Genomic DNA, 13,027 nt, shown 5'->3' on the forward strand with positions numbered 1-13,027 from the left:
GGTATGACCATGGCTACCACCATCCCCCGACGCATCACCGTCGAAGAATCGCTGCCAGTCGATGCCGACCGCGCGCTGCTGATTGGCCGTGCGTGGGTACCCGGCAACCTGGGCGGCCCGACGCTGGTCACGGTCCGCCAGGGCGAGCTAGTCGACATCAGCACCATCGCGCCCACCATGGCCGGCCTGCTGGCACTGCCCGACTGCGCCGCGCGGGTGGCGGCGGCCGAGGGGCCGTCGCTTGGCGCGCTGCAGGGCTGGCTCGACGATACCTGCGTGCATGGGCCCGACCCCGCGCACCGGCACCTGCTGGCGCCGAACGACCTGCAGGTGGTCAAGGCGGCTGGCGTCACATTTGCCGCGAGCATGCTCGAACGCGTGATCGAGGAACGCACCCGTGGCGACGCGGCGGGCGCCGCCGCCGTACGGGCGTCGCTGGCCGGGATTCTTGGCGACAAGTTGTCCGACGTGCGCCCCGGCTCGCCCGAGGCGCTGCGCATCAAGCAGGTGCTGCTCGCCCAGGGGCTGTGGTCGCAGTACCTGGAAGTGGGCCTCGGGCCCGATGCCGAGATCTTCACCAAGGCGGCGCCGCTGGCGTCGGTGGGCACCGGCGTGGGCGTCGGCATCCATCCACGCTCCACCTGGAACAACCCCGAGCCCGAGGTCGTGCTGGCCGTAGCGCCAGACAGCCGGATCGTCGGCGCGGCGCTGGGCAATGACGTGAACCTGCGCGACTTCGAGGGGCGCAGTGCCCTGTTGCTCGGCAAGGCCAAGGACAACAACGCTTCGTGCAGCGTGGGGCCGTGGATCCGGCTCTGCGACGCCCACTTCGGCATCGACGAGATCGCCGCCACGGACATCACGCTGACCGTGGAAGGAGAGGACGGCTTTGTGATGGACGGCCACAGCACGATGCGCCAGATCAGCCGCTCTCCGCAGGAACTGGTCACCCACGCCATGGGCGCGCACCACCAGTACCCCGATGGAATGATGCTGTTCTGCGGCACGCTGTTCGCGCCGATCGAGGACCGCGACGAGCCCGGCGCCGGCTTCACCCATCACCAGCAAGACCGCGTGGCCATCCGCGCGGCGCAACTGGGCGGCCTCGTGAACTGGGTGCAGGACTGCACCACCCTGCCGCCGTGGACCTTCGGCCTCGGCGCCCTCATGCACAACCTTGCCCGGCGCGGCCTGCTGCATCCGCCGCCCTGACAACGCTGGCAAAGGGGCCGCATGGCCCCGTCGGCGACCGCCATCCAACCATACCACCGAGGTGGCGGCGCCCTTCATCACCCCAGGAGACAACCACCATGAAACACGCTATCTCGCATATCGTGCTGGCCGCGCTTTTGTCCATCGCCAGCGCGGCGGGCGCCCAGACCGTCAAGCTGCGCTTTGCACATACGGTGCCCGAGACCGATTCCCAGCATCTTGCCGCGCTCTCGTTCAGCGAGAAGGTAAAGGCGCGTACCGGCGGCGCCGTCGAAATCCAGGTCTTTGCCAACAGCCAGCTCGGCAACGACACCTCGCTGGTGACCGGCGTGCGCAGCGGCACCATCGACATCGGCGCCACCGGCAACCCGTTCGTCACCGGCCTGGCACCCCGCCTCAACGTACTGGACCTGCCCTACCAGTTCGAGGACGGACCGAGCGCCTACCGGGTGCTGGACGGCGCCGTCGGCCGCTCCTTGCTGGACGAACTTGGCGCGCACCGCATCAAGGGCCTCGCGTTCTGGGAGATCGGCTTCCGCAGCCTGGGCAACAACAAGCGGCCCGTCCAGCGCGCCGAGGACATCCGCGGCCTGAAGATCCGCACCACGCCGAATCCGTCACATATCAAGGCGTTCCAGCTACTGGGGGCCAGCCCGCAGCCGATGCCATTCGCCGAGGTGTTCGGCGCGCTGGAGTCGGGGGCCGTCGACGGCCAGGAGAATCCGCCCACGCTGATGGTGTCGGCCAAGCTCTACGAGGTGCAGAAGTACGTGTCGCTGACGCGCCATGCCTACACCGCGCTGGTGGTGCTGATGAACAAGGCGAAGTTCGAATCGCTCAAGCCCGAGTACCAGAAGGTGCTGCTGGAAGAGGCCGCCGCGGCCGCCACCTACCAGCGCAAGCTCAATGCCGACAACGAGCGCGCGGCCATCGCCCAGTTGCGCGCCAAGGGCGTGCAGGTCAACGAGCACCCCGACAACGACAGCATCCGCAAGGTAGTACGCGAGGAAACCCGCCAGCTCTTCGTGCAGAAGAACGGCGACGCGGGCGGCGCCATCCTGCGCGCCATCGAGACGCAGCGCTGATGGACGCCGCATCCCCCAAAGCGCGTGACGCCATGACAAACCGCCCCGACGCCATCGTCGACGCCCATCATCACCTGTGGCACCTCGGTGCCGGCCGCTATCCGTGGCTGCAGGACCGCTACGACCCGCAGGCCTTCTTCCTGGGCGACTACGCGGCCCTTCAACGCGACTGCGGCGCGGACGCCTATCTGTCCCACTGGCCGGGCATCCGCGTGGACGGCACGGTCCATGTGGAAGCCGAGCGCGACCGCGCGGAGTCGCTGGCGGAGACGGCCTGGCTCCACGACCACCGCGCCCGGCACGGTTTCCCGAACGCCGTGGTGGCGCACGTCGACCTGCTGGACGTCGACCACGCCACTCACCTGCGCGCGCAACTGCGCTACCCGCTGGTGCGCGGCGTGCGCTGCAAGCCGCGCATCGCCAACGATGCCACGCACGACGTGCGGCACCAGCCGGGCACGCTGCAGGACCCGCGCTGGCGGGCCGGGCTCGATGCGCTGGCCGCGAACGGACTGGCGTGGGACCTGCGCGTGCCGTACTGGCACCTGGAGGAAGCCGCCGAGCTGATCGCCACTGTGCCGGGCCTGCGCGTTGCGGTGGAACACGCCGGGCTGCCGTGGGACCGCTCGGAGACCGGCCTGGCGCGATGGCAGCGCGGCATGCGCGCGCTGGCCAGCCTGCCCGACGTCCACGTGAAGCTGTCGGAGTTTGGCCTGCCCGGCGCGCCGTGGCAGCGCGCCAGCAATGTGGACGTGATCCGGCATGCCATCGACACCTTCGGCGCCGCGCGCTGCATGTTCGCCAGCAACTTGCCGGTATCGGGGCTGCGCGCCAGCGCGGCCGAGATCGTCGACACCATGACCGACGCCATGGCAGGCCTCGACGCCGGCCAGGCACGCGGCATCTGGCGCGACAACGCTCTAGCGTTCTATCGCATCACGCTCGATGGCACGGTGCCGCACGCAGGTGCCGGCCAGCCATCGGCCGCTTCAACAGGAGTACAAGCATGACCCGCCTCACCCTTCGTATCGCCCATGGCGCGATGGTCGTCCTGATGATCGCCATGATCGGGCTCGTCTTCGGCAACGTGGTGCTGCGCTACGTGTTCAACACCGGCATCGCGTTTTCCGAGGAAGCCTCGCGCTTCCTGTTCATGTGGCTCACGCTGCTGGGCGCGCTGCTGGTCATGCACGACCGCGCGCACCTGGGCATGAACACCGTCGTCGCGCGCCTTGGCCCCGGCGCCCAGCGCGTGTGCCGCCTGCTGGCCGATGCCGGCGCGCTCGGCTGCTGCCTGCTACTCACCCATGGCGCGTGGCAGATCGTGGAGATCGGCATGGACGACCGCGCGCCGGTGACCGGGGTGCCGCTCGGCCTGGTCTACGCGTGCCTGCTGCTCTGCGGCGCTGGCATGGCGGCGATGCTCGCGTGGTCGCTCTGGCGGCTGGTCAGTGGCCGCATGGCGCTGGGCGAACTGGTACCGCAGTCAGGCACCAGCGGCGAATGACCGCAAGAAATGTCAGGACGGAGTAGGAATCATGACCATTTTTGTCTTTGTCGGCTCCCTGCTGGGAGCCATGGGCCTCGGCATGCCCATTGCCTTTGCCCTGCTGGCCTCGGGCGTGGCGTTGATGCTGCACCTGGGCAACTTCGATACGCAGATCCTGGCCCAGACGATGCTCGAGGGCGTCAACAACTATCCGCTGATGGCCGTGCCGTTCTTCATGCTGGCCGGCGAGCTGATGAATGCGGGCGGCCTGTCGCGGCGCATCGTCCGGGTGGCCGACGCCGCCGTGGGCCACGTGCGTGGTGGCCTGGGCTACGTCGCGATCATCGCGGCCACGGTCGTGGCCAGCATCTCGGGGTCGGCGGTGGCCGATACCGCCGCCGTGGCTGCGCTGCTGATCCCGATGATGCGCAATGCCGGCTACAACGTGCCGCGCGCGGCGGGACTGATCGCGGCTGGCGGCATCATCGCGCCCGTGATTCCGCCCTCCATCGCCATCGTCGTGTTCGGCGTGGTGGCGCAGATCTCGATCACCAAGCTGTTCCTGGCCGGCATTGCACCGGGCGCCATGATGGCCCTGACCCTGGCCGCCACCTGGTACGTCTGCGCCCGCAAGGAGGACCTGGCCCCCGTGGAGCCGTTCTCGGCGCGCAAGCTGCTGCGCGCGCTGCGCGAGGGCATCTGGGCGCTGGTTCTGCCGGTGGTCATCATCGGCGGCATGAAGATTGGCGCCTTCACGCCGACGGAGGCTGCCGTGGTGGCCGTGGTGTATGCGATGGTGGTGGGCCGCCTGGTCTACGGCGAACTGTCAATGCGCAAGATTCCCGACCTGATCGTCACGGCGGCCAAGACATCGAGCACAGTGCTGTTCCTGGTGGCCTGCGCGCTGGTCTCCGCGTGGCTGATCACCATCGCCAACATCCCCGCGCAGGTGACCGCGCTGCTCGAGCCGTTCATCGGCAACAAGATCCTGCTGATGTTCATCATCATGCTGCTGGTGATCGTGGTGGGCACGGCGCTGGACCTGATGCCCACGGTGCTGATCATGACGCCGATCCTGATGCCGGTGATCACCAAGGCGGGCATCGATCCGGTCTACTTCGGCGTGATGTTCGTGCTCAACAACGCCATCGGCCTGCTGACGCCGCCGGTCGGCACCGTCCTGAACGTGGTGGCCGGCACCTCGCATTGCAGCCTCGACAGCGTGATCGGCGGAGTCTGGCCCTTCCTGCTCAGCCTGACCGCGCTGATGTTCCTGTTCGTGCTGTTCCCGCAACTGATCCTGGTGCCAGCCGCCTGGCTGCACTGAGCCTTTCCCCTTCACAAGACCCGACCATTACAACGAGGAGATAGACATGCACACCACCCCTGCCCGCTCATGGCTGGCATCCGCCATGCTGGCCATGGCCGCAACAACCGCTCTCGCCGTCGTTCAACCGGCAAGGGCCCAGGCCCAGGCAGCGACACCGACCGGCTGCAACGGCATGCTGCGCGTGGAGCCCGAGAACAAGAACTACCCGAGCGTGCGGCGCTATATCAAGACGCCCACCGGCTACCTGCTGGTGCTGCGCATGGGCGACAACGTGCTGGACCGTCTGGCCGCCTTTGCCGAATGCGAAAAGATTCCAAGCGCAAGCCTCTCGGCCATCGGCTTCGCCAACGTGACCTTCGGCTTCTGGGACGCCGGCAAGCAGCAGTTCAATCCCAAGACCTATCGCGACGTGGAAATGGCCAGCGTGGTCGGCAGCGTGGCCTGGAAGGAAGGCAAGCCATCGGTCCATATCCACGGCGTGGCCGGCGACGGCAAGTTCGACACCTACGGCGGCCACATCCTGGCGATGGAAGTGGGCACGGGGTCGCTCGAAGTGACCATCGCCGTGCACGGCCAGCAGCTTGAGCGCGCCATCGATCCGCTGATCGGCGCCAACGTCTTGCAGTTGTCGCGGGAATAGGTGCAGTACAAGAACGGCGCGGAGATCCGCGCCGTTCTTTCACACCAAAGGCACCCCTGCCTCGGTCATCAGCCCTCGCCAACGGACCAGTTCATCGTTCAGGAACGATGGCATGGCCGTGCGCGGCGACGGGGCGAACTTGAGAAAGCCCATGTCGTTGACCGATTTCTGGATGCGATCCTTGGCAATCGACTGGTTCACCTCCTTGTGCAGCAGCGTCAGGATATCGTCGGGCGTGCCCTTGCGGGCGAACAGCGCATGCCACGACACCACGTCGTACTTCTCCCGGATAAAGCTCGCGATGGTGGGCAACTGCGGCGCGAACGGTAGCGGCTGGTCGCTCGTGACGCCCAGCACCACCGCGCGGCCGGCCTGCACCATGGGTGCGGCCACCGACCAGGCCTCGAACATGAACGTCAGGCGCCCGACCACGAGGTCGCTCGTGATGCGGTTGTCCTTGTAGGGCACATGGACGATGGCGGGCAGCCCGACCTTCTTCAGGAAGATCGATGCCGCCACATGCGACGACGTACCGATGCCGTAGGTGCCGTACGACGCCGACTGCTGGTTGCGCTTGAGGTAGTCGACCAGCTCCTTCATGCTGTTGACGCCCAGATCCTTGCTCACGGTCAGCACCAGCGGCAACTGCACGGTGCGCGCGATGGGCTGGAAGTCGGCAAGCGGATCGTACGGCAGGTTCTTGTACAACAGCAGGTTGGTCAGGAACGCTGCCGTGCTGTACAGCAGCGTGTGGCCGTCCGGCCGTGCACGCAGCACCCCCGCCGTGCCGATGCTGCCGCTGGCGCCGGGCTTGTTCTCCGGAATGAACTTGCCGCCAAACCGGGAACCCACGTCCGACATGATCAGCCGCCCCATGTAGTCGGTGCTGCCCCCGGCCGTGAACGGTATGACGACGCTCACGGGCTCCGCAGGGTACTCGCCGGGCCGTTCCGCCCAGCCGAGCTTTGGCAGGACGGCCGCCCCGCCCAGCCCCGCAAGCTGCTTGATGAATGTTCGACGATGCTGGCTCACGGCACGCTCCTAGAACGCCAGGGTCGGCAGGTCCGCATGGCGGCTGGCCAGGTCGGCGTAGGCCGCATTGACGACATCCGCGCCGCCGTCCCCCACGGTCTCGCCGATGGCGCTGAAGATCGAGTTCTTGACGTAGTGCCGCCAGGTCACCGGTACCTGCGCCAGGATCCGTGTCAGCGCGTCGTAGCGGCTGCGGGACCAGACCGCCTCGAACGCGTCGCGCTTATCGCCGTAGCTGAAGTGCGGTCCATCCTTCCACAGCGGGCGCATACCGCGCAGTTCGCGCGTCGCACCCTCGTTGACGGAAAGCTCGTCCGACAGCACCACGCCGTAGACGTCGCGCGCCGCCTCACGGCTCACGAAGCCGGCCGCCACGTCGCGCGCCACCATGTGGGCGCAGCGCTCGAACGGATCGCCATAGCCGCCACCGCCGGGGCCAATGATGCGCAGCACGTCGCCCGGGTTGCAATGCACGACGTCGGAGTTGACCAGATCCACCTCGTTGTCCTGGCCCGGGTTGCGCAGGAACTGCGAATTCCCGCCCGCCTTGCCGCCGAGCACGCCCCAGGTGCTGAACCGGGTGCGGTTGCGATTGCGCGCCGTCACCACCGAGTTCGGCGAGAAGACCTTGAATTCCATCACCATGCCAAGCCCGCCGCGATACCGGCCAGCACCGCCGGAGTCCCGCACCAGGCCGTACTTCATGATCTTGATGGGCACTTCGGTCTCGATCATCTCGACCGGCGTGTTCTTCAGGAACGACCGGTTGCCGCCGCTGCCTTCCGCACCATCGTCCGACACCGAGCCGCCGCCCCCGCCGCTGATCGGCCCGATCGAGGCCATGATCAGGCGGCCGCGACGGTCGTTGGTCTTGACGTTCATGAGCGATGCGCTGCCCGCTGGCGCCGCCGCCAGCTGGGTAGGCAGCGCCTGCTGGAACGCGCCCAGCACGGCAAGCTGCGACACGGCCACGGTCAGGCTGCGCATGCCGCAGGCCGCCGGCGCCTCGGCATTCATCACCGTGCCCTTGGGCAGGATGGCGCGCGCCACACGCGACGTCCCGGCGTTGAGCACCAGATGGGGATTGAGCGTGGCCAGCACGTAGATCAGCGCGGGCGTCACCAGCGCGTGCCGCTCGTGGCCGCCTGTGGGCATGTTCAGCGACGACGCCAGTTGCGGGTCGCTGCCGGTGAAGTCCATGATCAGGTCGTCGCCCTGGATGCGCAGCGTGCAGGCCACGCGGCACGGATAACCATTGACCGAGTCCTCGTCGGCGTAGTCGGCAAAGAAGTACTCGCCGTCGGGAATGCCGCGCACCACTTCACGCGCCTGGCGTTCCGCGTAGTCGAGCAGTTCCTGCTGGGCCGCCTTGAACACGTCGATCCCGAAACGGCGGATGATTTCCTGGATACGGCGCTCGCCGGAGTTCATGGCCGCGATATGCGCCTTGAGATCGCCCCAGTTCTGGTCCGGGGTACGCACGTTGAGCAGCAGGATGTTCAGCACGTCGTCGTTGAACGCGCCGCCTTCGACGATCTTGACCGGCGGAATGCGAATGCCTTCCTGATGCACCTCGTTCAGCGATCGCGACAGCGATGCAGGCACCGCGCCGCCGACATCGGTATTGTGGACGTGGCCGGCCACGAAGCAGACCAGCTCGCCCTCGTGGAAGACCGGCTTCCACATGTGGATGTCCGGCGTATGCGTGGCCACGAAGCCGCTGTACGGATCGTTCGTGATGCAGATGTCGCCCTCGCGGTAGTCCTGCACCAGCGGCAGCACGCCCGAATAGTCGATACCGGTGTACCACGTCGCGCCCAAGCCCTTGGGCGAGGCAAACGTGGTACCTTGCGGCGTTACCAGTTGCGTGGTGAAGTCCTCGGTTTCCTTCACGAACGACGAGTGGGCGGTGCGCATCACCGTATAGGCCATCACCTCGGTCGCGGCCGCGCAGTAGTCGGCCAGAATCTGTAGCGTTGCTCGATTGAGTTTCATCGTTTATTCCTGGTTGGCCGAAATGCGCAAGTTGCCGAATGCGTCCACGCGGGCCTGCATGTGCTGCGGCACGAACGTGGTGGTGTCGTCCTGCGTGACGATGGCCGGGCCGGTGAACACCTGCGTGGCCAGCAGTTGCGCGCGCCGGTACACCGCAGTCTTGCGCCAGCTTCCGTCGGACCACACATCGACCATGGCCACCGGGGTCGGGCTGCCGCTGCCTTCGGCAATGCGCGGCATGTTCGGCTGCGGCGTCTTGCCGCTCACCACCAGCCGCAGGCTGACGATCTGGATCGCTGCATCGGGGTCGCTGTGGCCATAGAGCTTCTCGTGGGCATCGTGGAAGGCCTGGCGCAGCGCCGCGAAATCGCCCGCCTCGATGGCCTTTTCGTCGAGCACCGCTTCGATTTCGTACGACTGGCCGCGATAGCGCATGTCGGCCGAGTAGACGAGCTGCGCTTCGCCGCGATAGTCCTGTTCCTCGCGCAGCCAGTTGACGGCCGTACGGCGCAGGCGCCGGAACTCGTCCTGCAGCACCGGCACGGTTTCCGGTTCCAGGTCCTCGTAGACCGTCTTGATGAAATCGTTCTTCAGGTCGGCGATCAGGCCACCCATCGCGCTGAGCACGCCCGGCACCAGCGGCACGATGATCTCGGTCATTTCGAGCTCGCGCGCCAGCAGGCAGCCCATCATCGGGCCGGCACCGCCGAACGGCAGCATCGCCATCGAGCGCGGGTCCACGCCAAACCGGGTCACCAGGCCGCTGACCTTGGCGAACATGCCCGAGACGGCAATGTTGATGATCGCCTCGGCGGTCTCTTCCACGGTCTGGCCCAGCGCCGTGGCCAGCGTGCCGACGGCTGCCCGCGCACGTTCCACATCGATCTTGACCGCGTTGAAACCGATCTCTCCCTGGCCCACGATGCCGCAAACGGCAAACGCGTCGGTAATGGTCGGACGTTCGCCGCCACGGCCAAAGCATGCGGGGCCGGGGCTGGAGCCCGCGCTGTCGGGGCCTACCTTCAGCACACCGAGCGAATCCACCCACGCAATGGAACCACCGCCATCGCCAATCGACGTCACCGACACCGACGGAATGAAGATCTGGTGCTCGCCGATGTACTCGCCAATGCCGTACTGCGGCGACCCGTTCACGATCAGTGCAACGTCCGCGCTCGTGCCGCCGATGTCCAGGCTCATGCACTCCGGCACTTCGCATTCCTTGGCCACGAACGCCGCGCCGATCACGCCAGACGCCGTGCCCGAAAGAATCATCTGCACGCATTCGCGCTTGGCCTGCTCGGCCGTCATAACGCCACCGTTGGACTTGGTCACGCGCGGCTCGGGCTGCACGCCGGCCTGCTTGAGCGCCTTCTGGAAGGCCGTCAGGTAGTGCTCCACGCGCGGCTGCACGTAGCCGTTGATGATGGCCGTGGTGGTGCGCTCGAATTCGCGCACGATGGGCCAGATCTTTGCCGAGCTGAAGACGGCCATCTCCGGCGCGAGGCTGCGGATCATGTCGCAGGCCGCCTGCTCGTGCGCTGCATTGCGGTACGCATGCAGGAACGACACCACGATGCCCTGCGCCCCACCCTTGCGGGCAAGCTCCACGGCCTGGGCCACGCTGTCGAGGTCCAGCGGCTCGTCCACTGAGCCATCACGGAACAGCCGCTCGCGCACGCCGAACACCATCTCGCGCGGCACCAGCGGCGCGGGACGCTTCGACAACAGGTTGAACATGCTGGGCAACTTCAGGCGCCCCAGTTCCAGCACGTCGCTGAAGCCCTCGGTGACGAACAGCGCAAGCTTGAGGCCCTTGCGCTGGATCACCGCATTTACGCCTACCGTGGTGCCGTGCGTGAAATACGTCACGTCCGCCGGGTCGATGTCGTAGCGCTCGGTGAGCGTCCGAATGCCGGTAATGACCTCCGCACCAGGCTCGTCCGGCCGCGAAAACACCTTCAACGCCTGCACCTGAAGCGTTTCCTCGTTCAGTACCGCAAAGTCGGTGAACGAGCCACCAATATCCACACCAATTCGATAACCCATGTGATTGTCCCAACAGGTTGATTGCCAATGGCGGGACCAATCCAATCACTGCAAATGCCGCTGCAAATGACACCGCAATTCCCGGGATGGTCGCCACAGCGCGGCGGGAGGTCTGCGTTCGTCGAACGCTGTCGCCGTGCTGTGGGTGGGAATGTAGTTGTCACCAGAATGACGAACAACTGATCGTTTTTCAGGGCGTCATTCCAGAATTTCAGACCCCATGACGGCCCCGGGGAAGACCCCCTGGCAGGTGGGATGGCTAGGTGGGTAGCGGCTGGCCGATGGAGGCGAGCAGCCAGGTGCGGAAGGCCGAGATGCCGGGCGCCTCGATGCGGTCGGGCGAATACAGCAGGTAGTAGCACTGCTGTGGCCGGTAGTACGCGTCCGAGAGTTTTACCAACGTGCCCTGCTCGATCGCCTGGGCCGTCAGGTAGTCGGGGAGCAGTGCGCAGCCCAGCCCGCTGACGGCGGCCTGGAAGCCCAGGGACAGGATGGAGTAGCGCGGCCCGGCCGAGAAGCGCGAGCCTTCGATGCCTTGCGCCTGCAGGAATTCGCTCCAGGCATCGGGGAACAGCGACTGGTGCAATAGCGGCAGGTTCGCCACGTCCGCCAGCGATGCCACGGGCCGGTCCGCCACCAGCGACGGGGCACAGACCGGATAGGCCTCGATGCCCATGACCAGGTCGTTGCCATAACGCGCAGGCGGGTTGGCGTTGGTGACGATCGCGATGTCGAGCCCTTCCTCGTTCAGGTCCGGTACACCGGTACGGGTCGTGATATTGAGCGTGATGTCGGGGTGCGCCTTCGCGAAATCGGACAGGCGCGGCAGCAGCCAGAACGATGCGAACGAAGGCACGACGGACAGGTTCAGGCTGCCGGTCTCGCCGCGCGTGGCCATCAGGTCGGCCGTGGCGTCGTCCAGGTCGTCAAGGATGCGCGTGACGCGCCGCAGGTATTCCTTGCCGGCCACGGTCGGCACGATGCCATTGGTCGTGCGGTCCAGCAGCTTGAGCCCCACGAACTGCTCCAGCTCGGAAAGCTGCTTGCTCACTGCGCTTTGGGTGAGATGCATCTCGCGTGCGGCGAGCGTGATACTGCCCAGGCGTGCCGCCGTTGCGAACGCCAGCAGGTTCGATACCGCCGGCAGGTGGCGTCGGCCAATACGTTTCATCAGGTGGATGGTGCGGGGAACAAATCGACGGCGATCGTAGCACCGGGGCTACGCCCGGCTCAAGGAAGCGAAAACCCCAAGCAAATCCGAAGCCGTGGTGCGACGCCGGACGCATCCGTGGCGCCGCATTGGTGCACCATGCGTGCGTCGGCGGCCGGCAACGCACCATCCCCGCGCCTAATGCGCGCGCACGGCGTTCGTGATCGCCCCTGCGCATTCGCGCACCATGGGCCCAAGCTTGCCCACCACGTCTTCCTGCGTCCACCGGCTGCTCGGCGCCACCACATGTACGGCCGCCACCGCACGGCCGTCCTTGTTGTACACGGGCGCTCCCACGTTCAGGTGGCCAATCCAGTATTCCTCGAAGTTGGTCGAGTAGCCCCGCGCGCGGCTCTCGCGCACCTGCGCCAGGATCGCGTCCGGGTCGGTGACCGTATGGGCGGTAATGGGCTTGAGCGGCGCCGCCGCCAGCAGTCCGCGCGCCTCGTCGTCCGGCAGGCCGGCCAGGTAGGCGCGTCCCGCCGACGTGCAGTACATCGGCATGCGGCTGCCGATGGCCATATGCGCGACGATCGGCTTGCGGCTGGTGAACGACGCTACGTAGACCATGTTCGTCCCGCAGGGCTCGGTAAGGGACACCGTTTCGTCGCAGTTGCTGTTCATCGCCGACAGGAACGGATTGGCACTCTCGATAAGCGTGTTGGCCGCCACATAGTTGCAGCCGATCTCCATGACCTTCGTCGCCAGTTCATAGCGGCGAGTATGGGGATCCTTCGCGACGTAGCCCAGCGCCTCCAGCGTGAAGACGATCCGCTGCGCGGAACTGCGGGTGATCCCCACCGTCTCGGCGATCTGGCCCAGGCTCATCAGCCGGTTGCGCGAGCCAAAGGCCGCCAGGATCGCAAGGCCCTTCTCGACCGACTGGTTGAACATCGGCGAATTCCTGCTGGCGCTGTCCATTGCAGACTCCTATATCGGTTACAACTTTATCGATATTCGATTACACATATACGTTTACCGATTG

At 66.5% G+C, this 13,027-nt stretch carries 11 protein-coding genes; 6 read left to right on the top strand and 5 right to left on the bottom strand.

Annotation, left to right across the window (positions count from 1 at the left end; translation table 11 throughout):
- The first annotated feature begins 9 nt into the window (after positions 1-9).
- The 6 genes from MFF62_RS20620 to MFF62_RS20645 all read left to right on the top strand — a co-directional run bounded on the left by MFF62_RS20620 (position 10) and on the right by MFF62_RS20645 (position 5,756).
- The gene (locus tag MFF62_RS20620; protein WP_238264988.1) at positions 10-1,212 is read left to right on the top strand and encodes a fumarylacetoacetate hydrolase family protein; all 1,203 of its coding nucleotides are present in this window, start codon (positions 10-12) and stop codon (positions 1,210-1,212) included.
- Between the two features lie 98 nt (positions 1,213-1,310).
- Complete coding sequence (locus MFF62_RS20625; RefSeq protein ID WP_238264989.1) at positions 1,311-2,297, top strand: DctP family TRAP transporter solute-binding subunit; 987 nt, start codon at positions 1,311-1,313, stop codon at positions 2,295-2,297.
- Between the two features lie 32 nt (positions 2,298-2,329).
- On the top strand, positions 2,330-3,307 hold the full coding sequence (locus MFF62_RS20630; RefSeq protein ID WP_238264990.1) for an amidohydrolase family protein: 978 nt from the start codon (positions 2,330-2,332) through the stop codon (positions 3,305-3,307).
- A complete protein-coding gene (locus MFF62_RS20635) occupies positions 3,304-3,804 on the top strand; it encodes a TRAP transporter small permease (RefSeq protein WP_238264991.1) in 501 nt (166 codons plus the stop codon). Before MFF62_RS20630 ends, MFF62_RS20635 begins: the two co-directional genes overlap by 4 nt.
- A 31-nt stretch (positions 3,805-3,835) precedes the next feature.
- Entirely contained in the window at positions 3,836-5,113 is a 1,278-nt protein-coding gene (locus MFF62_RS20640; protein WP_238264992.1) for a TRAP transporter large permease, read from the top strand.
- Positions 5,114-5,159: 46 nt separating this feature from the next.
- Positions 5,160-5,756, top strand: coding sequence for a PPC domain-containing DNA-binding protein (locus MFF62_RS20645; protein WP_238264993.1), 597 nt, complete (start codon positions 5,160-5,162; stop codon positions 5,754-5,756).
- Between the two features lie 39 nt (positions 5,757-5,795).
- Here the strand turns inward: MFF62_RS20645 and MFF62_RS20650 are convergent, their stop codons facing one another.
- The 5 genes from MFF62_RS20650 to MFF62_RS20670 form a co-directional block, all read right to left on the bottom strand.
- Positions 5,796-6,788: a Bug family tripartite tricarboxylate transporter substrate binding protein gene (locus MFF62_RS20650; RefSeq protein WP_238264994.1), complete on the bottom strand. Its 993-nt coding sequence runs from the start codon at positions 6,786-6,788 to the stop codon at positions 5,796-5,798.
- A 9-nt stretch (positions 6,789-6,797) separates the two neighbouring features.
- Positions 6,798-8,783, bottom strand: coding sequence for a hydantoinase B/oxoprolinase family protein (locus MFF62_RS20655; RefSeq protein WP_238264995.1), 1,986 nt, complete (start codon positions 8,781-8,783; stop codon positions 6,798-6,800).
- 3 nt (positions 8,784-8,786) lie between these two features.
- Positions 8,787-10,832 (bottom strand): hydantoinase/oxoprolinase family protein, encoded by a 2,046-nt coding sequence (locus MFF62_RS20660; protein ID WP_238264996.1) that lies wholly within the window; start codon positions 10,830-10,832, stop codon positions 8,787-8,789.
- A gap of 259 nt (positions 10,833-11,091) precedes the next feature.
- Positions 11,092-12,003, bottom strand: coding sequence for a LysR substrate-binding domain-containing protein (locus tag MFF62_RS20665; RefSeq protein ID WP_238264997.1), 912 nt, complete (start codon positions 12,001-12,003; stop codon positions 11,092-11,094).
- A gap of 177 nt (positions 12,004-12,180) precedes the next feature.
- Positions 12,181-12,963 (bottom strand): IclR family transcriptional regulator, encoded by a 783-nt coding sequence (locus tag MFF62_RS20670; protein ID WP_238264998.1) that lies wholly within the window; start codon positions 12,961-12,963, stop codon positions 12,181-12,183.
- Positions 12,964-13,027: the final 64 nt, after the last annotated feature.

The sequence above is a fragment of the Cupriavidus pauculus genome (genome assembly GCF_022179805.1).
In the GTDB taxonomy this organism is placed as follows: Bacteria; Pseudomonadota; Gammaproteobacteria; order Burkholderiales; family Burkholderiaceae; genus Cupriavidus; species Cupriavidus pauculus_E.

Bases quoted from the DNA above. Each gene is read 5' to 3' on its own strand.
- MFF62_RS20620 (WP_238264988.1), top strand. From the start codon at position 10: ATGGCTACCACCATCCCCCGACGCATCACCGTCGAAGAATCGCTGCCA.
- MFF62_RS20625 (WP_238264989.1), top strand. From the start codon at position 1,311: ATGAAACACGCTATCTCGCATATCGTGCTGGCCGCGCTTTTGTCCATC.
- MFF62_RS20630 (WP_238264990.1), top strand. From the start codon at position 2,330: ATGACAAACCGCCCCGACGCCATCGTCGACGCCCATCATCACCTGTGG.
- MFF62_RS20635 (WP_238264991.1), top strand. From the start codon at position 3,304: ATGACCCGCCTCACCCTTCGTATCGCCCATGGCGCGATGGTCGTCCTG.
- MFF62_RS20640 (WP_238264992.1), top strand. From the start codon at position 3,836: ATGACCATTTTTGTCTTTGTCGGCTCCCTGCTGGGAGCCATGGGCCTC.
- MFF62_RS20645 (WP_238264993.1), top strand. From the start codon at position 5,160: ATGCACACCACCCCTGCCCGCTCATGGCTGGCATCCGCCATGCTGGCC.
- MFF62_RS20655 (WP_238264995.1), bottom strand. From the start codon at position 8,783: ATGAAACTCAATCGAGCAACGCTACAGATTCTGGCCGACTACTGCGCG.
- MFF62_RS20660 (WP_238264996.1), bottom strand. From the start codon at position 10,832: ATGGGTTATCGAATTGGTGTGGATATTGGTGGCTCGTTCACCGACTTT.
- MFF62_RS20665 (WP_238264997.1), bottom strand. From the start codon at position 12,003: ATGAAACGTATTGGCCGACGCCACCTGCCGGCGGTATCGAACCTGCTG.
- MFF62_RS20670 (WP_238264998.1), bottom strand. From the start codon at position 12,963: ATGGACAGCGCCAGCAGGAATTCGCCGATGTTCAACCAGTCGGTCGAG.